Below are 24,131 nucleotides of genomic sequence, written 5' to 3'. Positions count from 1 at the left end.
CTAGAGTTCCGGCCATGGGCTCCGCACGCATCATCCGGGTGGCCAGTGCCGACGACGGTGTCGCCGCCACCACGCTCCGCGACGGGATCGCCGCGCTCCAGGCCGAGCTGGGGGTGAGTGCCGAGTTCCCGCCGGAGGTGGAGCAGGCGGCGGCCGCCGCTGCGGCCGACCCGAGGCTTCCCGAGCTGGACCGCACCGATCTGCCGTTCGTGACCATCGACCCCGCGACGTCGATGGACCTCGACCAGGCGCTCCACCTGGCCCGCGACGGCGATGGTTACCTGGTGCACTACGCGATCGCGGACGTGGCCGCCTTCGTGGCGCCCGGCGACCCGGTCGACATCGAGGCCAACAGGCGTGGCGAGTCGCTCTACGCCGCCGATGCGAAGATCCCGCTCCACCCCAAGGTGCTCTCCGAGGACGCCGCCTCGCTGCTTCCCGACCAGGTGCGACCGGCCTTGCTGTGGACCCACAAGCTCGATGCCACCGGCGAGGGGATCGACACCTTCGTCGAGCGCGCGCTGGTGAGGTCGCGGGCGAAGCTCTCCTACGAGGGTGTGCAGAAGATGTTCGACGGCGAAGGCTTCGCTGGTCTCGACAAGCTCGACCAACGGATCGGCGAGTCGCTTCAGCTGCTGAAGGAGATCGGCGAGAAGCGGATCGCCCTCGAGGCCGCCCGGGGCGGGGTGAACCTGCCGTTGCGCGACCAGGAGATCTCGGTCGTGGGGGAGCACTGGTCGCTCGAGTACCGCGACCTGCTGCCGGTCGAGAACTGGAACGCCCAGATCTCGCTGCTCACCGGCTTCGCGGCGGCGGACCTGATGGTCTACGCCCGCGTCGGGCTCCTGCGGACCCTTCCCGAGCCCGATCCCCGAGACGTACAGCGGCTCCACCGCACCGCCCGTGCGCTCGGGCTGGAGTGGCCCGCCGAGATGCTCTACCCCGACTTCATCCGGTCGCTGGACGGCAAGAACGGCAAGCACGCCGCGATGGCGATCGCCTGCACCAGGCTGCTGCGCGGGAGCGGGTACGCCTCGTTCAACGGCGAGCTCCCCGAGCTGACCGAGCACTCGGCGCTGGCCAACGAGTACATGCACGTCACCGCTCCGCTGCGCCGGCTGATCGACCGCTACGCCGGCGAGGTCTGCCTGGCGCTGTGCGCCGACCAGCCGGTCCCCGACTGGGTGACCAGCGCGTTCACCACACTCCCCGAGACGATGCGGGCCTCGTCCCGGGCCAGCGGTGCCTACGAGCGCGGTGTGGTCGACCTCGTCGAGGCCGGGCTGCTGTCCGAGCGGGTCGGGGAGACGTTCACCGCCGTCATCGTCGAGGTCGACGACGAGGACAAGCAGAAGGGCTCCATCACGGTCGAGGAACCGGCCATCGAGGCCAGGGTCACCGGCACGACGGCCCTCCCGCTCGGCGAGGAGGTCGAGGTGCGGCTGGAGACGGCCGACGTCGTCGCCCGGAAGGTCGGCTTCACGCTCGCCTGATGATGGTTGGGCAGTCCGACCCGTGAAACCGGCCTCGGCCGGCCGCTATCGTGCGCCTCATGACGCTCGCCACATCCGAGACCGTGTTCACCTATGGCTCCCCACAGCTCAAGTTCGGCACCGGTGCATCGGCCGAGATCGGCTACGACCTGGCGTCGCTGGGCGCCCGCCGTGCTCTCGTGGTGACCGATCCCGGCATCTCCGCGACGGGGCTGCCGCAGCGCGCGGCCGAGCAGATGAAGGCGTACGACGTCACGGCTGTCGTCTTCGACGGTGTCCATGTCGAGCCGACCGACGAGAGCATGCGGACGGCGGTGGAGTTCGCCCGTGAGAACGGGCCGTTCGACGCGATCGTGGCGGTCGGGGGCGGGTCGAGCATCGACACCGCCAAGGCGGTCAACCTGCTGACCACCAACGACGGATCGCTGGAGGACTATCTGAACGCGCCGGTCGGCCGCGGGCTCGCCCCTGCGAAGCCGCTGCTGCCGCTGGTCGCGGTGCCGACGACCACCGGGACGGGGGCGGAGTCGACGACCGTGTGCGTGCTCGACGTGCTGTCGCTGAAGGTGAAGACCGGGATCTCGCACGCGCGCCTGCGGCCCACGCTGGCCGTCGTCGACCCGGAACTGATGATGACCCAGCCGGCCGGGGTGACCGCCGCGTCCGGGATGGACATCCTGTGTCACGCGCTGGAGAGCTACACGGCCCGTCCCTACACCTCCTACGACCGCAAGGAGCCCGCTCAGCGGGTGCCCTACTGCGGTGCCAACCCGATCTCCGACATGTGGTCGGAGAAGGGGCTGTCCCTGCTGGCGAACTCGTTCCGGCAGGCGGTCGCGCACGGGGACGACACCGCCGCGCGCGGTGACATGGCGTTCGCGGCGACCTTCGCGGGCCTGGGCTTCGGCAACGCCGGCGTGCACATCCCGCACGCGTGCGCCTACCCGATCGCCGGGCGGGTGCGGGACTTCCACCCGGCGGACTACCCCGGCGACGAGGCGCTGGTGCCGCACGGGATGGCGGTCTCGCTGACCGCTCCGGAGGCGTTCCGCTACACCTTCGACGCCGCGCCCGAGCGACACCTGCGGGCGGCCCGCCTGCTGGCCCCGGGCTTCGACGAGTCCCAGGAGGAGCCGCGCGACCTGCTGCCCAGGGTGCTCGCCGACCTGATGCGCGACATCGGGATCCCGGCGGGGATCGGTTCGGTCGGCTTCGGAACCGGCGACATCCCCGACCTGGTCGAGGGGGCGCTCAAGCAGCAGCGGCTGCTCGCCACCGCGCCGAAGCAGCCGTCGGCGGAGGACCTGACCGGGATCTTCGAGAGGTCGATCACGCTCTGGTGAGGAATGCCCGGCGGGGCCACGGCGTTCGGTTGGTTGTCTTCTTCAACTGTCTTTCTTCGACCAGACTCTTCCGGAGGTTCCCTCGGTGACGTCAGTCCCGCCGCGGCTCCTGCTCGCACTCGCCCTGCTCTCGGCATCCGCGCCGCTTGCGATCGACTTCTACCTACCCTCCTTCCCGCAGATCGGCTCGGACCTCGGCGCCGCTGCGAGCAACGTGCAGCTGACCCTCACCGCCTTCCTGATCGGACTCGCCCTCGGGCAGATCGCCTGGGGCCCGATCTCGGACCGGTTCGGGCGGCTCAAGCCGCTGCTGATCGGCTCGGTCGTGGCCGCGCTCGCCGGCGTGCTGGCCGCGCTGGCACCGACCGTCGAGCTGCTGATCGCGGCCCGCTTCCTGCAGGCGCTCGCCGCCGCGGCGGGCATCGTCATGGCGCGGGCGATCGTGGCCGACGTACTCCACGGCTTCGCCGCCGCCCGGGCGATGTCGATCATGATGTCGATCAGCGGCATCGCGCCGATCCTGGCCCCGGTGATCGGCGGTGCCCTCGCCGGGTTCGTGCCCTGGCGCGGAGTGCTCGGGATCGTCGCCGCGATCGCCGTGCTGCAGGTCGTCGTCGTGCTGCTGGTGGTCCGGGAGAGCCTGCCGGTCGAGCGGCGGAGCATCCGGGTCGAGTACGCCGACCTCGGCCGCCTCCTCGCCAAGCCCGCCTTCCTCGGCTACACGCTGACACAGTCGCTCACGTTCGCCACCCTGATGACGTACGTCTCCTCCTCCTCGTTCCTCTACCAGTCGGTGATCGGCACCTCTGCGGCGGTCTACGGCATCGGGTTCGCGGTGAACGCCGCCTTCCTCACGGTCGCCGGGCTGGTCTCGGCGCGGCTGGCCAAGCGGCAGGTGCACCCGGCGCGGATCATCCGCTCGGCACAGCCGGTGATGGCCCTGGCGGCGTTGGCCGTGCTGGTCGTGGCGCTGCTGCCGGTGCCGAAGGTGCTCATCCTGCTGCCGATCGTGGTCGTCACCACCTCCGTCGGCCTGATCATGGGCAACACCGGCGCCCTGGCCATCGAGCAGGCGCGCCCCTCGGTCGGTGCCGGATCGGCGCTGATGGGCGGCATCATGTTCCTCGGCGGTGGCCTCGCCTCGCCGCTCGGTGCTGTCGCGGGCGAGCACACCGCGGTGCCGCTGGCGATCACCATGGTGTTCACCTCGGTCCTCGGCGCGGTCGCCTTCTCCCTCGCCCGCCGCTCGGTCGCCCGTAACCCGGAGTCGGAGGCGGCTTTCGCCACGGCGGCCTGACCAGCCTGCCGACGAGGGTGACGCCTCGACGCTGGCTAGGCTTCGCGGAGTGGAGCTCCGTGTTCATCAGCAGCGTGCGCTGTCCGCGCTGGGCGCGGCCCAGGAGGCGGGGCGGTCGCGGGCGTGGGTGGTGCTGCCGCCTGGTGCGGGGAAGACGCTGGTCGGGCTGGAGACGGCACGGAAGGCGATCGCGGACGGGGCGAAGGTCGTCGTGCTCAGCCCCAACACCGCCATCCAGGGGCAGTGGCTGCGGCAGGCGGCGGCGCGGGATCTGAAGGCGTCGTCGTCGCGTGAGCTCGTCGCGCCGCTGACGTCGCTGACCTACCAGTCCGTCGCGGTCTTCGGGGACCCCGACGACGAGGCGGAGACCGGGGAGAGCCACCTGGCCAGGCTGCACGACAACGGCCGTGCCCTGGTCGAAGCGCTACGAGAATCCGGGCCGCTGCTGCTCGTGCTGGACGAGTGCCATCACCTGCTCGAGGTCTGGGGCGAGCTGCTGGGCGAGATCCTGCAGCTGCTGCCGGACGCACGGGTGCTGGGGCTGACCGCGACCCCGCCCGAGGCGCTCACCAAGGAGGAGTCCGCGCTGGTCGGGACGCTGTTCGGCGAGATCGTCTTCTCGACCTCGATCCCGGCGGTCGTCCGCGAGGGCGACCTGGCGCCGTTCGCCGACCTGGTGTGGCTGACAACGCCCACGCCGAGCGAGCGCGAGTGGCTGAGGGGGAGCGCGGAGCGGTTCGAGGAGCTGCTCACCGCGCTGACCTCGGCCGATCTGGGCAGTGTGCCGTTCCTGACCTGGCTGGACCGGCGCTTCGTGGCTCGGTCCGAGGGCGCGCTGTCCTGGGCCGAGCTCGCCAAGGCGTCGCCCGACCTGACCACCGCCGCCCTGAGGGCCCATCATCGCGGGCTGCTCGCGCTGCCCGAGGGGGCGACGCTCACCGAGGCCCATCGCCGCGACCCGTCCGCCGAGGACTGGGTGGCGCTGATCGGCGACTGGGTACGCGGACACCTGATGTCCTCCGAGGAGGCGGCGGATCAGGAGGCGCTGGCCGCGATCAAGCAGGCGCTGCCCGCGGTCGGCTACTCGCTGACCCGGCGCGGCATCCGGGCCGGGCGCTCGCCGGTGGACCGGGTGCTGGCGCGCTCGGAGGCCAAGACGACCGCGACCGCGGCCATCGTCGACCACGAGCGGCTCGCACACGGCGACTCGCTGCGGCTCCTCGTCGTCACCGACCACGAGCGGGCCTCGGCCACGCTACCGGTCGACCTGCGCGGGGTGATCGCCGAGCAGTCCGGCTCCGCACGGGCGGTGCTGGCCACCCTGTGCGCGTCCCACGACGACGTCCTGCTGGTCACCGGCGCCACCGTCGCCGGTCCGCCGGCGACCCTCGACGCGCTGGTGGCGCACATCGCCGAGACCGACCCCGCTCTGGCCCAGGGCCTTGCGGTCGAGAAGGAGGAGGCGTACGCCACCCTCGTGGGGCGCTGGGGGAGCCGGCAGTGGGTCGCCCACGTGACCCGGTTCTTCGAGGCCGGCGGGTGCCGGGTCCTGGTCGGCACGCGCGGCCTGCTCGGGGAGGGCTGGGACGCCCGGTCGGTGACCGGGATCGTCGATCTCACCGCGGCCACGACCACCACGGCGGTCGTGCAGCTGCGCGGACGGTCGCTGCGTACGGATCCCGGGCGGCCCGACAAGGTCGCCGTCAACTGGACCGTCGTCTGCGTCGAGGAGGAGCACCCGCGCGGCGACAACGACTGGAAGCGTCTGGTCCGCAAGCACACCGGCTTCTTCGGCGCCGACGAGGACGGCTCCGTCGTCGACGGCGTCGGCCACATCGACGAGTCCTTCTCCCCGTACGCCGCCCCGCCGGAGTCCGACTTCGACACCGTCAACGCCCGTATGGTCGCGCGCTCGGAGGATCGTGCCGCGATCCGGGAGCGGTGGCGGATCGGGGAGCCGTACGCCGACGTCGCCGGCCGCACCGTCAGGATCCGGTTGCGCAGGGCGGGTGCGCTGCGCGCGCCGTCGGGAGTCGTGCTCGCGCCCCGGCCGCCGGGCTTCCGGCTGCTCGAAGGGCGGGTCCCGGAGTGGCGGCTGCCGGCCAAGGCTGTCCTCGCGCCCGCGGCGCTGCTGAGCGTCGTGCTCCTCGCGGTCGTCCTCGCCGGCGCCGGTGGCGGCGCGGCCGCGCTCGGTGGCGCGGCCGGCGGGCTGTGGGCACTCTGGGCTGCGTACGTCTACCGCGACGGCACCCGGATCGCCTCCCAGCTGCGTCGGCGACCGAGTGTGGGCGCCGTCGCTGCGGCGGTCGCCGACGGTCTGCACGAGACCGGACAGACCTCGGTCGGCGCCGACGGACTCGAGATCGCCGTGGACTCCGACGGCAGCTACCGCGTCCACCTGGCCGGTGTGTCCGAGGGCGAGTCGGCGCTCTTCGCCGCCTCGCTCGAGGAGGGGCTGGCGCCCATCGCGGCACCCCGCTACCTGGTCTCGCGTCCGGTCGTCGGCACCCTGGATCCGCTCGAGACGCTACGTCTCGGCATCTCCGGCCGGCACGCTGCCCAGTCCGAGGCCTGGCACGCCGTCCCCGTAGCCCTCGGCCGTCGCGCCGCCGACGCGAAGGCGTTCCGGGCAGCCTGGGCGCACTGGGTCGGCGGCTCCGGCCTGCTCTACACCGGCTCGCCAGAAGGCGCCGGCCTCCTGGCCGCCCAGCGCGGCGCCGACCCCTTCGACGTCACCGCCGTGATCCGCCGCCACTGGTCCTGAAGCCCGAGTCCGCACCTTTGGCGTGCCGAGTCGGTTGTTCTGGCGCCCGCTGTCGCCAGAACAACCCATTCGGTCCGCCAAAACTGCAGTTTCGGCGCGCCAGAACTGCAGTTTCGGCTGAGGTTCAGCTCGGGATCGCGGTCCAGGTGGGGAACTTGGCGGTGCGGCCGTCGCCGGAGGAGCGACCGGTGAGCCGGCGGTGGATCCAGGGCCCGACGAACTCGCGGTAGTAGGCCAGACCCTTCTTGCCGACGGCGGCCTCGAAGTCGAGGTCCCACCAGCCCTCGGGCACCTCGACGCCGAGCGAGTCGAGGACGCGGGCGGCGACCCGGTGGTGGCCGCGGGCGTTCATGTGCAGCCGGTCCTCGGACCAGAAGCGGCCGTCCATGAGGGTGGTGTCGGGCCAGTTGTAGGCGCGCACGATGTCGTCGCGGTGGGCGACCCGCTGCTCGACCAGGCCGACGAGCTCGTCGCCGCGGCGCTGGAAGACCTTGCCGAGGGGGAGCCGGGCCGACGGGTTGGCGCCGGAGAGCAGGATCAGTGTGATCCCGTGGGTGTCGCAGGCCTCGAGCACGGGGTGGAGGAGATCGGCGATCGCGTTCGCGTCGGCCTTCGGGCGGAGCATGTCGTTGCCGCCGCCGTTGAAGGAGAGGTGGGTCGGCTTCAGCGCCAGCGCGGCGGGAAGCTGCTCCTCGACGATCGGGCGGATCAGGCGTCCGCGGATGGCGAGGTTGGCGTACTCCACCCGCGTGCCCGAGGCCGCCCAGCCCTGGGCGACCAGGTCGGCCCAGCCGCGTACGTGACCGTCGGGCCTCTCGTCGCCGACCCCTTCCGTGAACGAGTCACCGATCGCGACGTAGCGCACTGCCTCCACGAGTCCTCCAACCCAGTCATCCAACCCAGTAACCGATGCCAGATCCATTGCCAGCCTCTGGATTCTAGTCCGCCCGCGGTCTGACCCTGACATCCGTCCCCGGGCTGACGCCGCACCCGCCTCGGCTCCTCTACGGTGGGCCTGTGGAGGAGTTGGTACGCCCCTGGCGGCTCGGCGCGCGTGGGCGATGGTGGTTCGACGTCCTGCTCGCCGGCACCCTGTTCCTGATCATCCCGTTCTACGCCATCCAGGTCCTGCTCGACGGTGGCGCCGCAAAGGACGTCGGCAGCACCAGCCACGTCGCCGACCTGGTGCTCGTGGTGGTCCAGTTGGTGCCGCTGCTGTGGCGTCGCCGGCACCCGGTGATCGTCTACGCCATCGTGGCCGGCGCCTGCGGCCTGCAGGTGCTCCTCATCGACTACCCGCTGGTCTCGCAGGTCTCCTACCCGATCGCGGTCTACTCCGTGGCACGCTACGCCAGCCCGCGCTGGGGACTGGCGGCGCTCGCGGTGGGCCTGTTCGGCTCCGTCCTCGGCACGCACGACTGGATGAGCTCCGTCGACACCACCTCGGGCGGCGAGCCCCAGGACGGCATCAACTGGAGCACGTACGTCCCGGTCGCGCTCTCGCTCGCCACCTTCCCGGTCGCCGCCTGGGCGCTGGGCGCGCTGGCCCGCACGAGAACGGCGTACGTCGACTCCCTCATCCAGCGCAACGAGCAGCTGCGCCGCGAGGCCGAGCAGCGCGCCGAGCTCGGGGCGACCCAGGAACGGGCCCGGATCGCGCGCGAGATGCACGACGTGGTGGCCCACGGGCTGAGCGTGATCGTGGTGCAGGCCGACGGCGCCCGCTATGCCGCCGAGCAGGATCCCGCCCTGGCGCCCAAGGCGCTGGAGACCGTCGCGCAGACCGCGCGCGAGGCGCTGGCGGAGATGCGGCAGCTCCTCGGTCTGCTGCGCGACGGGGACACGCTGACCCGCCCACAGCCGCGGCTGGGCGACATCGCGACGCTCGTCGAGGAGACCCGGGCCGGTGGGATGGAGCTGGCCGCGGCCCTTCCCGAGCCCGGCCTCGCCGTGCCCGAGGGAGTCGCGCTGACCGCCTACCGGGTGGTGCAGGAGGCACTCAGCAACGTACGCAAGCACGCCGGTCCCGGCGCCGCGGCCAGGGTCATGGTGACGGCTGCGAGCGGCAGCCTCGAGATCGAGGTCGCCGACGACGGCCGGGGCGCCGCCGCGGACGCGAAGGAGTCCGGCGGCCTCGGGCTGGTCGGGATGGAGGAGCGGATCAGCGCCCACGACGGAACGCTCGAGACCGGCCCGGCTCCCGGCGGCGGCTTCCGCGTCTACGCAAAGATGCCGCTATGACGATCCGTGTCCTTCTCGTCGACGACCAGGAGCTCGTACGCGCCGGCTTCCGGATGCTCATCGACTCCCAGCCCGACCTCAGCGTCGTCGGCGAGGCCGGCGACGGCCAGGAGGCTGTCGCTGCGCTCACCCAGAACGGCACCGAGGCGGACGTGGTCCTGATGGACGTACGCATGCCGCGCATGGACGGGGTCGAGGCGACCGGCCTGATCGCCGGCCGCGAGGGCGCACCCAGGGTGATCGTGCTGACCACCTTCGACCTCGACGAGTACGCCTTCGCCGCGATCCGCGCCGGCGCCGCGGCATTCCTGCTCAAGGACGCCCGGCCCGAGGACCTGCTCACCGCGATCCGGACCGTGCACGCCGGCGACTCGGTCGTGGCGCCCAGCACCACCCGGCGCCTGCTGGAGCACTTCGCCGCCTCCGCGCCCTCGACCACCGCCCCCGCAGCCGCCGAGCAGCGGCTGGCGGCACTGACCGAGCGTGAGCGCGAGGTGCTCACGCTGGTCGGCCGTGGCCTGTCCAACACCGAGATCGCCGAGACCTTCGTGGTCGCCGAGGCGACGGTGAAGACCCACGTCGGCCGGCTGCTGGCCAAGACCGGTTCCCGTGACCGCGTCCAGCTCGTGGTGCTGGCCTACGAGACCGGCCTCGTCGGCCGCTGACCCCGACCAAGCCCGATCACGCGTCGTCGAGCACCTCACGCAGCTTCGCGGCGAAGGCCGCAGGCTCGTTGCCGGGTGACATCGGGCTCACCGTGAATCCACCGTGGTCGCCCGGAAACACCGTGGGCTGCACACCCAACTCCTCCGCCAGCGCCTCACCGCCACGTCGGGCGAGCGTGCCGTCTCCTTCGGTGCCGGTCGCGGGGACGATCCGAACCCTGGAAGCTCGCAGTGCCTCGAGGTCGGGCTCGAAGGGCGGCATGGCAAGGTTGCGGCTCAGCAGGGCGTCGTCGCGGGTGCCGTCGTCCTCGGTGGGAAGACCGAAGGCTGCGGGATCCGGTGCCGGGCGGTCCAGGTGGTCGTCCGGAAGCGGACCTGGATGCATGATCAGCTGGATGAACTTCGCCATCGCCGGGCCGTAGCCCTCCCGCTGGTAGGTCGCGACGATGTCCTCGCTGACCCGGAGGGCCATCTCGCGGTCCTCGAGGATCGTGGAGAGGGGCGGTTCGTGCGAGACCAGCGTTCGGACGTCGCGGGGATGCTTGACGATCCAGTGCAGGGCGAAGGCTCCGCCGCCGCTGGAGCCGAACGCATCGACCGGCCCCAGACCGGTGGCCTCGATGACACGGTGCATGTCTTCGCCGTGAAGCTCGCCGGTGACCGTGCCGTCGGGAGTCAGCGTGCTGCGCTCGGCGCCACGCGGGTCGTACGTGATGACGGTGCGGTCGGTGAAATGGCTGATCAGTTGCTCGAAGCCCGAGGCCGCCATCGGGGAGCCGAAGATGAACAGCGGACGGTGCTTGCTCGGCGTGTCCGGTTCGCGGACGTCATAGGTCAAGACGGCGCCGGGCGCCTCGACGGTGCCAGTGGTCACCTTGGTCATGGGGCCTCCTTCGGGTGCCCCGACGATGGTGCTGCCGGCGATGCGCGCTCGTCAAGCGGGTCTGCGGCCGACCCTTCGTCGCCAATCGTGCGCTGCTCAGGGGCGGCGGGTGAACCGGATCGTGCCGTCGGGTAGTCGTTCATGGAGGTAGGCCGGGTTGTGTGCCAGCCGGTGATGGTGCAGACATAGCAGGGCCCCGTTTTTGAGGTTGGTCTTGCCGCCGGCGGCCCAGGGGTCGAGATGGTGGGCGTCGCACCATTCGGGTGGCACGTCACACCCTTCGGCTTGGCAGCATTTCTGCTGCAGCCGGAGTGCTTTGCGTTGGATGGGTTGGAAGAGCCTGCTGGCTCGGCCGGCGTCGAGGACCTCGCTGTCGCTGCCGAGGACCCAGGGGATGATGGTGGCGTTGCACGCCATCCGCCGCGCCTCGGCCGCACTGATCGTGGTGCCGTTGGTCTGGTCGTAGCCGAGGGTCGCGATACCGAGGTCTTTGCGGAGTTCCGCGAGGGAGATGACCACGTTGATGGTGGTGGCGTCGCCGCCGTGCCGGGGCAGGCTGGCGGGGTCGATGGTTTCCAGCAACCGGGTGAGGCCTTGCCCCATGAGTCGTTCCCACGGTGGCAGCGGGGCGCCCTTGTCGAGGAAGTGTTGTTTGCGGGGTTGGGCGTAGGCCTCGACGAGTCGTTTGAACCGCATCCCAATCGAGACAGGCAGCACGCCGTCGAACCCGATCGTGCCGTCGTGGTTGTCCCAGACCCGCAACGCGGTCTTCTGCTGGGCCCGTTCCTCCTCAGCCAGCAATGCCTGGGCTTCGACGTCTTCGAACCGGGCCGGGTCGATCTCCCGCAAAATCCGGGTCCCGACGATGCGTAGTTCGTTGGCGGTGAGCCGGGTGGCGTGGTCGACCAGCAGTTTCTCGGCCAGCACCAGGTCCTCGGCACTCGCGACCGGGTCGGCCTGGATCTTGTCCAGCGCCGTCGTGATCACCCGCGCCTTGTCGACGGACACGGCGCCCTCGGCCAGGCCGGCGGCCACGCGGTCGTACTTGGCGACCCCGGCGGCGAGTTTGATCTGCGAACGGGCCGTACCTTTGTCGACCAGGAGTTCGGTCCGCAGCCACCCCGAGGCGTCCTTGGCGCCGGTCTCCTCGGCGATATCCCCAGCAGCAGCGAGGACCCGCAGCTTCACCGCGGCCTGTTGGGCCTGGAGTCGCTCCAGCCGCTCGAGGAGGTCTTTCTTCTGCTCGGTGCGCCAGTAGGCAGGATCGGTGGCGAGGAGGTCGTGGAGGGAGGATTCGATGGCGGTCAGGGCGGCGTCGATCATGTCGCCGGGGTTGGTGCCCCAGTGGTCGATCTCGCGCCCGAGACTCATCACGTTCCTCCCTTCAGAGGTGTGCTGTGATGGGTCTGATTCTACGCCAGCAGCCCTGATCGATCCATCTATTTTCCCAGTTCAAGCGTGGTTTTCGCACTTAGTGAACGGGCTCGTTTCTGTGGATGGTAAGTGGCCCGAAGGGCCACCATCCCTCCCCGGAACACTCCGGATTCCGTACAATCTCGCTGCGCCACACCCGGGCCGCCGCCCCGATAGCCAGCCAAATCTTTTCTCGATCTGGTCCGGAGTCCAGGACCGCGAAGCGGCCGGCGAAGCCGGCGGGCCGAAGGCCCGTCCTTGACGCCGGACCAGATCGAGAAGACCCTCAGGAAAGGGTCGGCGGCCCAGACCAGCCCCGAAGAAACGGTTACGGGACGCGTGGTCTCGACAAGCTCGACCACCGGGGCATCACGTGTCCCGTGAGAGATGGTCTCGACAAGCTCGACCACCGGGGCATCACGTGTCCCGTGAGAGATGGTCTCGACAAGCTCGACCACCGGGGCATCACGTGTCCCGTGAGAGATGGTCTCGACAAGCTCGACCACCGGGGCCAGCTAGGACAGATGATGCACCGGCGCCAAGTTGTAGACCGGCGTCGAGATCCCCTCGAACCGGGCCTTGAGCTGCAGCGCGAGGTAGAGCGAGTAGTGGCGCGACTGGTGCAGGTTGCCGCCGTGGAACCACAGCGCCTCCTGCTGGGTCGGCTTCCACATGTTGCGCTGCTCGCCCTCCCACGGCCCGGGATCCTTCGTGGTGGAGGAGCCGAGCCCCCAGCACTTGCCGACGCGATCGGCGACCTCCTGGCTGATCAGGTCGGCGGCCCAGCCGTTCATCGAGCCGTAGCCGGTGGCGTACACGACCAGGTCGGCGGGGAGCTCGGTGCCGTCCTCGAGCACCACAGCGGACGAGGTCAGGTGGGAGACCTGGCCATGGGCGAGCTTGACCGACCCGTCGGCGACCAGCTCGGCCGAGCCCACGTCGATGTAGTAGCCCGAGCCGCGGCGCAGGTACTTCATGAACAGCCCCGAGCCGTCGTCGCCCCAGTCGTGCCGGAACCCGGCCTTCTCCAGGCGCGCGTAGAAGTCGGCGTCGCGCTCGGCCATCTGCTCATACAGCGGGATCTGGAACTCGTGCATGATCCGGTAGGGGAGCGAGGCGAAGACGAGGTCGGCCTTCTCCGTGGTCATCCCGGAGGCGACCGCCCGCTCGGAGTAGAGGTCACCGAGCCCGATGTCCATCAGGGTGTCGCTCTTCACGATGTGGGTCGAGGAGCGCTGCACCATCGTCACGTCGGCGCCGTGCTCGTAGAGCGCGCCACAGATGTCGAAGGCGGAGTTGTTCGACCCGATCACCACACACCGCTTGCCCTCGTACGCATCCGGGCCCGGGTGCTTGGAGGAGTGGTGCTGCTCGCCCTCGAAGATGTCCATGCCCGGCAGGTCGGGGATGTTCGGCTTGCCGGACATCCCGGTGGCCATGATCAGATGCTTCGGGTGCAGGGTGATCTCCTTCCCGCCACGCGTGACGGTGACCGTCCACTCCCCGTCCTCATCGGAGTAGGAGGCGCTGGTCGCCGTGGTCGAGGACCAGTACGGCACCTCCATCACCTTGACGTAGGACTCCAGCCAGTCGCCGATCTTGTCCTTGGGCGCGAAGACCGGCCAGTTGTCGGGGAACTTCAGGTAGGGCAGGTGGTCGTACCAGACCGGGTCGTGCAGGCACAGCGACTTGTAGCGGCCGCGCCACTGGTCCCCGGGCCGCTCGTAGCGGTCGATGACCAACGTGGGCACGCCGAGCTGACGTAGCCGGGCACCGAGCGCGATCCCGCCCTGTCCGCCACCGACGATCACCGCGTACGGCTGCTCGGTCAGGCCCAGCGTCTCCGCCTCGGCCTGGCGCTTCTCGGCCCAGGTGACCCGGTCCCGGTTGACGCCGTGCTCGGCACCCTTCGGACGACGTACGCCGCGGGGCTCCTCGTGACCCTTGAGCTCGTAGAGCGTGGTCAGGAAGGTCCACGCCTTGGGGCGGTCGTCCTCCACCTTCAGCCGCAGCAGTCCGCGGCCGCGGCCGATGGCGGTCTCGAAGGTGAACCACGCCGTGGTCACACCGTCCGTGGTCGCCTCCGGCTCCTCGAGCGCGAAGCCGGAGGGGTCGACCCGTTCCAGCGTGGCCGAGAGCAGGTCGGTGACCCCGGTGGGGTCCTCGACGGTGGTGATGTTCCAGGAGAAGGCGACCAGGTCGCGCCAGAAGCTCTTGGTGGCGAACAGGCCCGCGGCCCGCGGGATGTCGCGTTCCTTCAGAGCCGCCTCGAAGTCGGCGAGCCAGGTCTGCGCCGGGCCGTTCTGCACGGCCGCGGTAGGGGGTTCGAGTGTCTGCGTCATGCCTCCAGCACACCGCCACGCGGGCGCGGGAGAAAGGGTTGCAGCGGATTGCATGTGGCGCGGGTCACAGCAAGCACCTACCCTCGGAGTCGGAGGTGGACGCCAGATGACAGCGACCGGAGCAGTGCCGGCGGGAGCAGACCTGCCGCGCCTGGCCCGTGACCTCGTACGCGTCCACGACGCCGTCCTGTCCGGCGGCCGCCCGCCGAGCACACCCCGGATCCTGGTCGAGCGCTCCTGGCGCCGGGTGATGAGCATGGGCCTCGAGCCCGGCAGCAGCAACGGCAGGCGTACGCCGTCCGCAGCCGAGTGCGCGGCGCGAAGAGCCCGCTCGCCGCTGGCGACGGTGATCGGCGACCTGCGGGCGGTGCTGACCTCGGCGGCGGATGCCGCGACGTACCTGATGGTGGTCACCGACGCCGAGGGCGTGGTGCTGTGGCGCGAGGGCTCGGCGCGGGTGCTCAAGATCGCCGACCAGCTCGGCTTCGTCGAGGGCGCTCTGTGGACCGAGCGCGCGGTCGGCACCAACGCCATCGGCACCGCGCTGGCCGAGGCGGCGCCGGTCGAGCTCTTCTCCGCGGAGCACTTCGAGCAGGCCCAGCATCCCTGGTACTGCACCGCGGCCCCGATCCACGACCCCCGCACCGGAGCCCTGCTCGGTGTGGTCGACGTCAGCGGGCCCGCGCTGACCCTGCACCCGGCGATCGGCGCCCTGGTCGAGAGCGCGGTGCGCCTGGCCGAGATGAGCCTGTGGCGCCACCACCAGGAGTGGCTGGAGCGGCTGCGCCGCGAGACCGACCATGTCGTCTCCGGCGTCGAGGGGCCGCTGCTGGTCGTCGATGACGACGGCTGGGTCGCCCACCACGCCGGGATGGCCGCCCGCGACCGGATCGCGGCGCCCCGGCAGGACAAGATGCTGACCGTCCCGGGCCTGGGCCTGTGCCTGCCCGAGCGGGTCGGCGAACGCGGCTGGCTGGTCCGGCCCACCTCGTCGGGCTCGGGAAGCCTGACCGCCCGGCTCGATCCCGACGGCACCCTCGAGGTCGCCTCGGAGTCGGGCAGCTGGCGCACGACGCTGACCCGCCGCCATGTCGAGATCCTCACCCTCGTCGACGCCGCCGGTCCTGCCGGCCTCACCGCCCGCGGGCTCAGCGAGGCCGTCTTCGGCGACGCCGAGCACATCGTCACCGTGCGCGCCGAGGTCTCCCGGCTGCGCCGCTCGATCGGCGCCCTGGTCTCGACCAACCCCTACCGCCTGGCCGACGGGGTGACCCTGACCCGGGGATGACCCTGAGCCGACCCTTGCCGATCAACCCCAGGTCGTACGCCGGGATCAGCCTCCAGCCCGATGTGGGTTGACTCCCCACGACGAGAGGCTCTGGGGCATGACACAGACCTCTGTTCCCACGATGACGGCCGCCGCCCGAGCGGTGGGCCTGACCAAGACCTATGGCAAGGGTGCCACCGAGGTACACGCGCTGCGCGGGGTCGATCTGGAGATCCGTCGCGGCGCGTTCACAGCGATCATGGGCCCGAGCGGCTCGGGCAAGTCGACGCTGATGCACTGCCTGGCCGGGCTCGACCGCCCCACCAGCGGTGAGGTGACCGTCGCGGGCCAGCCGCTGGAGAACCTCGACGACGACCAGCTGACCGTGTTCCGCCGGGAGAACGTCGGCTTCGTCTTCCAGGCGTTCAACCTGCTGCCGATGCTGACCGCCGGGCAGAACATCCAGCTCCCGCTGGAGCTGGCCGGCAAGCGGGTGACCGACGAGACCCGCGCGCGGGCGCAGATGATCGCCGACACCCTCGGCATCGGCAAGCGCCTGGGCCACAAGCCCTCCGAGCTCTCCGGCGGCCAGCAGCAGCGAGTGGCGATCGCCCGCGCGCTGGTCACCCAGCCCGCGATCCTGTTCGCCGACGAGCCCACCGGAAACCTCGACTCCGAGACCTCGGCCGAGGTGCTCGACCACCTCCGCCGCAGCGTCCGCGAGCTCGGCCAGACCGTGGTCATGGTGACCCACGAGGCCTCCGCGGCTGCGTACGCCGACGAGATCGTCACCGTGAAGGACGGACACATCGAAGGGGTGACGCGCTGATGCGGACGGTGTTGTTCGCATCCCTGCGGACCTACGCCCGCCGATACGCCGCGGCCGTGGTGGCGGTCGTCGCCGCGGTCGCGCTGATCGTGGTCACCAACGCGCTGACCTCGGCGACGAAGTCGGGCCTGTTCGCGGGCATCGACGCGCCGTTCCGGAACGCGGCCGGCGCGGTCGACCTCCCGAGCGAGGAGGTCACCGAGAAGTACGTCGAGAAGGGCGGCTGGGCGCTGGCGATGTCGATGCAGCCGGTCCGCACCGACACGACCATGCTCGGCCAGGACATCATGGTCGGCGCCGTCTCCACCGAGAAGCGCTGGCAGTGGCAGGAGCTCGAGCAGGGCCGGTTCCCGACCCGCGCCGGCGAGGCCGTCGTCGACGCCAATGCCGCCAAGACCAACAAGGTCGCCATCGGCGACACGCTGAAGGTCGGCAGCGGGAAGGCGGCGGTCGAGACGACCGTGGTCGGCCTCGTGGACGCCCCGTCGATGTGGTCCTCGCCGATCTACGTCACCTGGCCCGAGATGCAGGGCTGGAACGACCAGTACGTCCAGGCCGTGATGACCGCCGGCACCGGCGACACGGCCGACAAGTGGCTGGACACCGACGACTACCTCACCGAGCTGCAGACCCAGCTCAACAAGGAGGTCAACATCGTCGCGTACATGGTCCTGATCTTCGCCTTCATCGCCCTGTTCGTCTCCGTGCTGGTCATCACCAACACCTTCTCGATCCTGTTCGCCCAGCGGATGCGCGACTTCGCGCTGCTGCGGGCGATGGGTGCGACGAAGCGCCAGGTCCTGAGGTCGGTACGCCGCGAGGCGCTCGCGCTCGGCCTGCTCGCCTCGCTGCTCGGCCTGGTCGTGGGCGCCGTCCTCGGCTGGGGGATCGTGGCGGTGGTGCGGCAGCTTGCCGAGACCGCGCCGCTGGGCGACGTCGCCCTGGAGTGGCCGTGGCTCCTCAGCGCCTTCGTGCTCGGCACCCTCACCACGCTGGTCGCCTCCTGGCTGCCCACCCGCCGCCTGATGCGGCTCAGCCCGCTGGCCGCGCTCCGTCCCCAGGAGGGCTTCGACGTACGCGGCGCCGGGATGTTCCGGCTCGGGCTGGGCGGGCTCGCGACGCTGGCCGGCATTGCGATCATCTTCCTGGCCGTCGGCTGGGACGACGCGCAGACCGGGATGCTGATCGTGCTGGTCGGCTGCGGGGTCACGTTCATCGGCGTGATGCTCCTCGGACCGGCCCTGGTGCCCGGTCTGGTACGGCTGGCCGGGTCGGCCCTGGCGCGGGTCGTCGGATCGCCGGCGAAGCTGGCCGCGGCCAACGCCGGACGCAACCCGAAGCGCACCGCGGCCACCGCAGCCTCGCTGCTGGTCGGCGTCACGCTCACCACCGGTGTACTCACCGGGATGAACACCATCCGGGCCGCCACCCTGGACGAGATGGCCGCGCAGCACCCGATCGACATCGCGCTGCAGGCCGAGTCCGAGCCGCTGGCCGACTCGGTCCTCGGAGACGCGAAGGCGGTCCCGGGCGTCGCGGACGCGGTCGCCGTTCCTGGTGCGCTGGCCTCGGTCGAGGCCGACGGCAAGCCCGTTCCGGTGCCGGTCGTGGCCCCGCCCGCGGGCGACATCGCGCTGAAGGACCTCAGCGTGAAGCCGGGCACGATGGTGCTCTCGCCGGTCGCCGCCTCGGCCTTCGTGGAGGACTCCTTCGAGGCCTCGGGGGAGAAGATCGAGCTGGTCGTCGGTGACCGGAAGGCCACCGTGACCCTGGACGTACGCGAGATCGACGGTGCGCCGCAGATCTCCGCCGCCACGCTGCGCGAGCTGACCGCCGACCCGCAGACGTACGCCGTCTGGGTCCGGGCCGATGCCGGAGCCGACCCGGAGGACCTGGCCGGGGCGCTCGGGGTGCTCGCTCCGGACGCCGAGCTGATCAACGGCAAGGGTCAGCGGGCCTGGGTCGAGCTCCAGCTGGACGTGTTCACCTGGGCCGTGATCGGGCTGCTCGCGATCTCGGTGCTGATCGCGCTGGCGGGCATCGCCAACACGCTGGGTCTCTCGGTGCTCGAGCGTGGTCGTGAGCACGCCCTGCTGCGGGCCCTGGGCCTGACCAAGCGTCAGCTGCGACGGACGCTGGCCGCCGAGGCGGTGCTGCTTTCCGCGGTCGCCGCCGTGGTCGGCACCGCGCTGGGCGTCTTCTTCGCCTGGGGCGGCAGCGAGATCCTCATCGGCGACATGCTGCCCGACGCCAGCTTCGACCCGCCGGTGCTGCAGCTGATCGGCGTCGTGATCGTCGCCGGCGTCGCCGGCCTGGTCTCCTGCGTGCTGCCCTCCAAGCGGGCCACCAGGGTCAGCCCGGCGGAGGGACTCGCGCTGGACTGACCAGGGTAGGAAGGTGTTGGTCTCGACACGGACTCGTTCGTTCCTCACGAGTCCGGCTCGACCGACGGGGTGCCCGTCGGTCGAGCCGCCGGAGCCGCCGGAGCCGCCAGGCGGAGGCGTGTCGAGACCAACGCGGTCGCCTACGCGTTCGTCTCCTCCATGTCCTTGGTCTCCTCGCGCGTCTCCGTGCGCGCGGAGGCGATCAGGCTGGTGGTGACCGTGACGGCCAGGATGCCGACGATGATCACCAGGGAGAGCCAGGTCGGCACGACCGGGACGCCGTCCCAGTGGCCGTGGGCCCAGTGCAGGCCGAGCTTCACGCCGATGAAGGCGAGGATCGCGGCCAGACCGTAGGAGAGGTGGACCAGCTTGGACAGTGCGCCCTCGAGCACGAAGTAGAGGGCTCGCAGGCCGAGCAGGGCGAACGCGTTGGTGGCGAAGACGAGGTAGGGGTCGCCGGTGATGCCGTAGACGGCCGGCACCGAGTCGACGGCGAAGATGATGTCGGTGGCGAAGATGGCGAGCACCACGATGGCCATCGGCTTCAGGCCGATCTTGCGGCCGAGACGTACGGCCAGCATCTCCTCGGGGTCGACCTTCTGGTCGTGGCCCTGGAGCGCCTCGATGAAGAGCTTCGCCGCGGTGACCAGCAGGATCGCGCCGAAGATCAGGAAGACGATGTCCCACTGGGACAGCGCGGCGGCGCCCAGGGCGATGAAGATGCCGCGCAGCACCAGCGCGCCGACGATGCCGAACAGCAGCACCTTCTGCTGCAGGTGGCGTGGCACCGCGAAGGCCGCGAGCAGCAGCATGAAGACGAACAGGTTGTCGACACTGAGCGACTTCTCCACGATGTAGCCGGTGTAGTACTCGAATCCGGTCTGGCTGCCGTGGGCGTTCCAGACCCAGACGCCGAAGGCGAGCGGAAGCGCGACGTAGAAGACCGACCAGCCGATGGCCTCCTTCATGGAGACGTCGTGAGGCTTCCTGGTCAGGACGAAGTCGAGGGCGATCAGCACCACGACGGCGGCGATGGTGACGGCCCACAAAGTGGGCGTGGCAATGGTATCGAGCATGCGGGTTCCTCAGGCGTGTCGATGAACGTCTGAGGTCTCCCTCACCCCGGATCGGGGTGCCATTCCGGGACGGTGTCGGCACCGACGTACTGACCGGAATGAGCTTGGTGAGGTACTCCCCTCGGGGCAAAGGGTACCGGTATCGCCGAACGGGTCTGCAAATCGTGGTCAAGGACATCGGCCGGACGACACAATGGCGCGATGACGACGGAGCCACAGCCTGCCCTGGTCGACGACCTCTCCGCCAACGTCTCCGAGGTGGTGACCGACGAGCTCTCGCTGCTCGCCGCCTCGACCGACCGGTCCGGATCGGTCGCGGACGGTCTCCCGACGGCGGTGGTGAGAGCCCACAGCGTCGCGGACGTCCAGGCGGCGATGCGGGTCGCCTCGGCGCACCGGGTTCCGGTCGTCCCGCGGGGCACCGGCACCGGGCTGGCCGGGGGAGCGGTGGCCGGCACCGGCCACCTCGTCGTCGACCTCTCCGCGATGGACCGGATCCTCGAGCTGGACCCGGTCGACGAGCTCGCGGTCGTCGAGCCCGGTGTGCTCACCGCGCGGCTCGATGCGGCGGCGGCCGAGGTCGGGCTGAGGTACGCACCCGACCCGGCCTCCGCGGCGATCTGCTCGATCGGCGGCAACGTCGCGACCAACGCCGGTGGGCTGCGGTGCGTGAAGTACGGCGTCACCCGGGAGGCGGTCCTGGGCCTCGACGTCGTGCTCGCCGACGGCACCCTGATCCACACCGGCCGCCGCACCATGAAGGGCGTCGCCGGGCTCGACCTCACCGCCCTCTTCGTCGGCTCCGAGGGCACCCTGGGCATCGTCGTCGGCGCGACCCTGCGGCTCAGGCCACGGCCGCTCTCCACGCTGACGGCGTCTGCTGCGTACGCCTCGGTGGCAGCGGCCGCTCGCGCCTGCGCCGAGATCGCCGCCGCCCGGCGGGTGCCGTCGATGCTGGAGCTCATCGACCGGCGCTGTCTCGAGGCGATCGACCGGTTCGCCGGCACCTCCTACGCCTCCCGCGGTGACGCCCTGGTGATCGCCCAGGCCGACGGGACCGCGGCGGAGTCCGAGATCGAGGCGATCGCGGCCGTCCTCGGCAAGGAGGCGACCTGGATCGAGCAGGGGGTCGACGAGGAGTCCTCCGACCGCCTCGTCGCGACCCGCCGCCAGGTCCTGCCGGCCATCGAGGCGGAGGGTGCCTTCTTCATCGAGGACATCTGCGTGCCCCGGTCCCGGCTCGCCGAGGCGGTCGAGCGGATCTCCGAGATCGCGGACAGGCACGGCGTACGCATCTATACCCTCGCCCACGCCGGCGACGGCAACCTCCACCCGGTCATCGGCTGGGACCCTGCGCCCGGCGACGTCCCCGGCGTCATGCCACCGGCGGAGACCCTCGCCGGGGACGAGATCTTCGGCCTCGCCCTCGAGCTCGGTGGCACCACCACCGGCGAGCACGGCGTCGGCCGGCTCAAGCGCAGGTGGCTCGAGCCCGAGGTCGGCGCCGGCTCGATCGACGTCCAGCACCGGATCAAGGCGGCCCTGGACCCGCTGGGGATTCTCAATCCGGGTGTCGGGTTCTGACCCAGCTGACGGTCTCGGGCTCCGCTTCAACCAGTCGCATGACACTCTTTACCCCGTGCGTGTCGGAATTGCTGCTGTCGTTCTCTGTCTCGGTCTTGCGGTCACCCTGATCGCCTGCGGCGGCGAACCGGAGGCGGCCGACCCCACCTCGACGCCGAGCGAGGCGACCGTCGTGACCGAGATCGAGGGCGCCGACGGCACCGTCGCTACCGCGGGCGGCTACACGCTCGGTGACGTCAGCCTGCCCGCCGAGGCGGGCACCCCGGGCAAGGTGAGCTTCACGATCACCAAGGACGGCGACCCGGTCACCGACTACATCGAGGAGCAGACCAAGGACCTCCACCTCTACGTCGTACGCGACGACCTGGAGGTCTTCCGCCACCTGCACCCGACCGAGGGCGAACCCGGTGCCTGGTCCGGCGACCTGACCCTGCCGGCCGGCGGCACCTACCGCGTGGTCGTCGAGTTCGCCGCTCGGGCTCCCGACGGCAAGGGGGACCAGGCGATGCTCGGCACGTCGGCGAAGGTCGCGGGGCCGGCCGAGGTGGAGGTGCCGGGCTCCGACGACGGCACCGTCATCGCCGCGCTGGAGGAGACCCCGAAGCCCGGGATCGACCAGGAGATCGGTGTCCTGCTCTCCGACCCGGCCGGCAAGCCGGTCAACCTCGGCACCTACCTCGGGGTCTACGCCCACGTGACCGCCTTCAGCCGCGAGACCGGCGAGGTGATCCACCTGCACCCGCTCGGCGGCCCCGAGAACGGCGAGGACGGCACCCGCCTCGGCATCCACGTGAAGCCGCCGAAGCCGGGTGACTACGTCTTCTTCGTGCAGGCGCGGGTGGACGGGATGATCCACACGCTCCGACTCCCGGTCACTGTCTGACGGGGAACTTCAGCACGCCCAGCGGGCTCTCGAACTCACCCAGCCGCAGCCCGACGGTCGCCTCCCAGGTGCCACCCTTGGGCAGTACGACGTCAGCCTCCCAGGTGCCGGCGCCGACCGACCGCAGGGCGAGACTGCCCAGGTCGACGTCACCTGAGCGCAGCTTCGCGGTCGGGACCGCGGCCGCCTCGACCGGTTCGCCGGCCGTGTCCTGGATCTGCAGCCGGAGCACGTTCGGGCCCGGACCCGCGGGGGTCAGGGTCGCATAGACGCGGTGGTCGTCGCCGAGCTCCGCGGCCCGGGTGTTGGTCTGCGCCACCGTGGCCGTGCCGGCCCCGGTCGAGCCCGCGCCGGCCTGCGGCGGCTGGTCGACCAGGAAGCCGGTGACGCCGAGGACGACGACGAGCACGCCCGCCTCCATCAGCACCGCCCGGCGCAGCATCGACCCCGCCTCGACGGTGTCGTCGTGGCCGGCGGCCTGACGCACGCGGGGGAGGACCAGCAGCCGGTTGCCGGCCGCCATCACCGCGACCGCGACGACGAGGGCGATCTTGGTCATCAGCAGAGTGCCGTAGGTGCTGTTGAGCAGGTTGTCCCAGGAGCCGAGGATCCGCCAGCCCATGAGCACGCCGGAGAGGGCGAGAGCGGCCAGGGACGCGGCGGCGAGGGTGGAGAAGCGGGTGACGATCTCGGCCGCGACCGTGCCGCGCCTGGTGATCAGCGGCAGGGTCAGCGCGAGACCGACCAGGCCGCCGAGCCAGAGCGCACCGGCGACGAGGTGGACGACATCGGTGATCGTGACCAGCCAGGCAGGTACGACCGCGCGGGAGTGGCCCACCAGCGCCGGGGCGCAGATCGCGACCAGTGCGGTGGCCGAGGCCAGGCGGGGCCGCTCGCGCAGCGCGAGCGTGGCCGCGATGCCCACGATCCCGACCAGGGCGCTGAGCCACTCCTTGCCGACCGAGGCCGGCGACCAGGCGTCGAAGGTGAGCATCGCGCCCGGTCCGCTCTCGCTCTGCAGCGCCCCGCTGGCCGGGGCCAGGGCCACCAGTGCGACCACGGCGACCATGCCGCCGAGGATCTGGACGCGCTGGACCCGGCTGATGGCGCGGTCCGGGACGCGGTGCTCACCGACGATCACCCCGCGGAACCAGACCAGGCCCACGACCAGCAGCAACGCTGCGTACTGGAGGAACTGGAGGACACCGTGGATCACCGCCGTCGCCCTGGACGGCTCCGTGGACGGCGGCGGGGCGACGCTGAGGCTCGGGGCGCCGACCGCGAAGGTCAGCGAGCCGGAGATCGGGTGGCCGTCGGCGGAGACGGCCCGCCAGGCGACGACGTAGGTGCCGTCGCCGAGGCTGCTCGCCTTCGCGAGGGAGACCTTCATCTCGGTGCCGCTCGCGGTCGCCTCGGAGGTCACCTCCTGACCCTTCGCGTCGTAGACCGTCACGCCCGCCGGCGGCAGCGTCACCGTCTCGTCGAAGGTGAAGGTGATCGTCTCCGGCGCCTGTTCGAGGACCGCCCCCTCCTCGGGGTCGGTGCCGATCAGCGAGGCGTGCGCCTGGGCGGGGGAGATGCTGAGCAGGACGGCGTACGCAGCGGCAGCAAGCACCACCAGCAGCCGGCCCAGGCCGCGCCGGCCCGGGCCCCGGTGGTCGGGGCCC

The 24,131-nt window shown here is 71.1% G+C and carries 17 protein-coding genes; 11 read left to right on the top strand and 6 right to left on the bottom strand.

The annotated features are described in order from the left end of the window. Positions 1–14: 14 nt before the first annotated feature. The 4 genes from ACFVDI_RS14035 to ACFVDI_RS14020 all read left to right on the top strand — a co-directional run bounded on the left by ACFVDI_RS14035 (position 15) and on the right by ACFVDI_RS14020 (position 6,897). Positions 15–1,493, top strand: coding sequence for an RNB domain-containing ribonuclease (locus tag ACFVDI_RS14035; protein WP_378905908.1), 1,479 nt, complete (start codon positions 15–17; stop codon positions 1,491–1,493). Between the two features lie 59 nt (positions 1,494–1,552). Next, positions 1,553–2,836 (top strand): hydroxyacid-oxoacid transhydrogenase, encoded by a 1,284-nt coding sequence (locus tag ACFVDI_RS14030; protein WP_378905906.1) that lies wholly within the window; start codon positions 1,553–1,555, stop codon positions 2,834–2,836. An 85-nt stretch (positions 2,837–2,921) separates the two neighbouring features. Further along, positions 2,922–4,133: a Bcr/CflA family efflux MFS transporter gene (locus ACFVDI_RS14025; protein WP_378905904.1), complete on the top strand. Its 1,212-nt coding sequence runs from the start codon at positions 2,922–2,924 to the stop codon at positions 4,131–4,133. 49 nt (positions 4,134–4,182) lie between these two features. Next, positions 4,183–6,897, top strand: a complete 2,715-nt coding sequence (locus ACFVDI_RS14020; protein WP_378905902.1) for a DEAD/DEAH box helicase — start codon at positions 4,183–4,185, stop codon at positions 6,895–6,897. 124 nt (positions 6,898–7,021) lie between these two features. On the opposite strand, the gene ACFVDI_RS14015 is transcribed toward ACFVDI_RS14020, so the two are convergent. Beyond that, entirely contained in the window at positions 7,022–7,771 is a 750-nt protein-coding gene (locus ACFVDI_RS14015) for an SGNH/GDSL hydrolase family protein (RefSeq protein ID WP_378905900.1), read from the bottom strand. A 143-nt stretch (positions 7,772–7,914) separates the two neighbouring features. Between ACFVDI_RS14015 and ACFVDI_RS14010 the strand changes: the two genes are divergently transcribed. Beyond that, positions 7,915–9,138 (top strand): sensor histidine kinase, encoded by a 1,224-nt coding sequence (locus ACFVDI_RS14010; protein ID WP_378905898.1) that lies wholly within the window; start codon positions 7,915–7,917, stop codon positions 9,136–9,138. Further along, positions 9,135–9,803: a response regulator transcription factor gene (locus ACFVDI_RS14005; protein ID WP_378905896.1), complete on the top strand. Its 669-nt coding sequence runs from the start codon at positions 9,135–9,137 to the stop codon at positions 9,801–9,803. The genes ACFVDI_RS14010 and ACFVDI_RS14005 overlap by 4 nt, the downstream gene beginning before the upstream one ends. Before the next feature lie 16 nt (positions 9,804–9,819). Here the strand turns inward: ACFVDI_RS14005 and ACFVDI_RS14000 are convergent, their stop codons facing one another. The 3 genes from ACFVDI_RS14000 to ACFVDI_RS13990 form a co-directional block, all read right to left on the bottom strand. After that, positions 9,820–10,686, bottom strand: a complete 867-nt coding sequence (locus ACFVDI_RS14000) for an alpha/beta fold hydrolase (protein WP_378905894.1) — start codon at positions 10,684–10,686, stop codon at positions 9,820–9,822. A gap of 96 nt (positions 10,687–10,782) precedes the next feature. Further along, complete coding sequence (locus tag ACFVDI_RS13995) at positions 10,783–12,057, bottom strand: DUF222 domain-containing protein (RefSeq protein WP_378905892.1); 1,275 nt, start codon at positions 12,055–12,057, stop codon at positions 10,783–10,785. A 557-nt stretch (positions 12,058–12,614) separates the two neighbouring features. After that, positions 12,615–14,441 carry a flavin-containing monooxygenase gene (locus tag ACFVDI_RS13990; protein WP_378905890.1) on the bottom strand — a complete coding sequence of 609 codons (1,827 nt, stop codon included), beginning with the start codon at positions 14,439–14,441 and terminating at the stop codon, positions 12,615–12,617. A 106-nt stretch (positions 14,442–14,547) separates the two neighbouring features. Here ACFVDI_RS13990 and ACFVDI_RS13985 point away from each other — a divergent pair, with 106 nt between their 5' ends. The 3 genes from ACFVDI_RS13985 (at position 14,548) to ACFVDI_RS13975 (ending at position 18,921) form a co-directional block, all read left to right on the top strand. Then, positions 14,548–15,729 (top strand): GAF domain-containing protein, encoded by a 1,182-nt coding sequence (locus tag ACFVDI_RS13985; protein ID WP_378905888.1) that lies wholly within the window; start codon positions 14,548–14,550, stop codon positions 15,727–15,729. Between the two features lie 97 nt (positions 15,730–15,826). After that, positions 15,827–16,537 (top strand): ABC transporter ATP-binding protein, encoded by a 711-nt coding sequence (locus ACFVDI_RS13980; RefSeq protein WP_378905886.1) that lies wholly within the window; start codon positions 15,827–15,829, stop codon positions 16,535–16,537. Then, positions 16,537–18,921 carry an ABC transporter permease gene (locus tag ACFVDI_RS13975; RefSeq protein WP_378905884.1) on the top strand — a complete coding sequence of 795 codons (2,385 nt, stop codon included), beginning with the start codon at positions 16,537–16,539 and terminating at the stop codon, positions 18,919–18,921. The genes ACFVDI_RS13980 and ACFVDI_RS13975 overlap by 1 nt, the downstream gene beginning before the upstream one ends. Before the next feature lie 140 nt (positions 18,922–19,061). On the opposite strand, the gene ACFVDI_RS13970 is transcribed toward ACFVDI_RS13975, so the two are convergent. Next, positions 19,062–19,997 carry a TerC family protein gene (locus tag ACFVDI_RS13970; RefSeq protein ID WP_378905882.1) on the bottom strand — a complete coding sequence of 312 codons (936 nt, stop codon included), beginning with the start codon at positions 19,995–19,997 and terminating at the stop codon, positions 19,062–19,064. Positions 19,998–20,198: 201 nt separating this feature from the next. On the opposite strand from ACFVDI_RS13970, the gene ACFVDI_RS13965 reads away from it, so the two are divergent. After that, a complete protein-coding gene (locus ACFVDI_RS13965) occupies positions 20,199–21,581 on the top strand; it encodes an FAD-binding oxidoreductase (RefSeq protein WP_378905880.1) in 1,383 nt (460 codons plus the stop codon). Positions 21,582–21,636: 55 nt separating this feature from the next. Further along, positions 21,637–22,464: a hypothetical protein gene (locus tag ACFVDI_RS13960; RefSeq protein WP_378905878.1), complete on the top strand. Its 828-nt coding sequence runs from the start codon at positions 21,637–21,639 to the stop codon at positions 22,462–22,464. Here the strand turns inward: ACFVDI_RS13960 and ACFVDI_RS13955 are convergent. Beyond that, on the bottom strand, positions 22,454–24,131 hold a 1,678-nt coding region (locus ACFVDI_RS13955), incomplete at its 5' end, for a copper resistance CopC/CopD family protein (RefSeq protein ID WP_378905876.1). The two genes, ACFVDI_RS13960 and ACFVDI_RS13955, sit on opposite strands and share 11 nt — an antisense overlap.

This window comes from Nocardioides sp. NPDC057767 (assembly GCF_042798275.1).
Taxonomy (GTDB): Bacteria; Actinomycetota; Actinomycetes; order Propionibacteriales; family Nocardioidaceae; genus Nocardioides.
Note: the sequence above shows the minus strand (reverse complement) of the source record. Positions and strands in the feature narration are given on the sequence as shown.

Excerpts from the sequence above, each read along its gene's own strand:
- ACFVDI_RS14000 (WP_378905894.1), bottom strand. The coding sequence starts at position 10,686 with ATGACCAAGGTGACCACTGGCACCGTCGAGGCGCCCGGCGCCGTCTTG.
- ACFVDI_RS13980 (WP_378905886.1), top strand. The coding sequence starts at position 15,827 with ATGACACAGACCTCTGTTCCCACGATGACGGCCGCCGCCCGAGCGGTG.
- ACFVDI_RS13985 (WP_378905888.1), top strand. The coding sequence starts at position 14,548 with ATGACAGCGACCGGAGCAGTGCCGGCGGGAGCAGACCTGCCGCGCCTG.
- ACFVDI_RS14030 (WP_378905906.1), top strand. The coding sequence starts at position 1,553 with ATGACGCTCGCCACATCCGAGACCGTGTTCACCTATGGCTCCCCACAG.
- ACFVDI_RS14035 (WP_378905908.1), top strand. The coding sequence starts at position 15 with ATGGGCTCCGCACGCATCATCCGGGTGGCCAGTGCCGACGACGGTGTC.
- ACFVDI_RS13970 (WP_378905882.1), bottom strand. The coding sequence starts at position 19,997 with ATGCTCGATACCATTGCCACGCCCACTTTGTGGGCCGTCACCATCGCC.
- ACFVDI_RS13965 (WP_378905880.1), top strand. The coding sequence starts at position 20,199 with ATGACGACGGAGCCACAGCCTGCCCTGGTCGACGACCTCTCCGCCAAC.
- ACFVDI_RS13990 (WP_378905890.1), bottom strand. The coding sequence starts at position 14,441 with ATGACGCAGACACTCGAACCCCCTACCGCGGCCGTGCAGAACGGCCCG.
- ACFVDI_RS13995 (WP_378905892.1), bottom strand. The coding sequence starts at position 12,057 with ATGAGTCTCGGGCGCGAGATCGACCACTGGGGCACCAACCCCGGCGAC.
- ACFVDI_RS14005 (WP_378905896.1), top strand. The coding sequence starts at position 9,135 with ATGACGATCCGTGTCCTTCTCGTCGACGACCAGGAGCTCGTACGCGCC.
- ACFVDI_RS13975 (WP_378905884.1), top strand. The coding sequence starts at position 16,537 with ATGCGGACGGTGTTGTTCGCATCCCTGCGGACCTACGCCCGCCGATAC.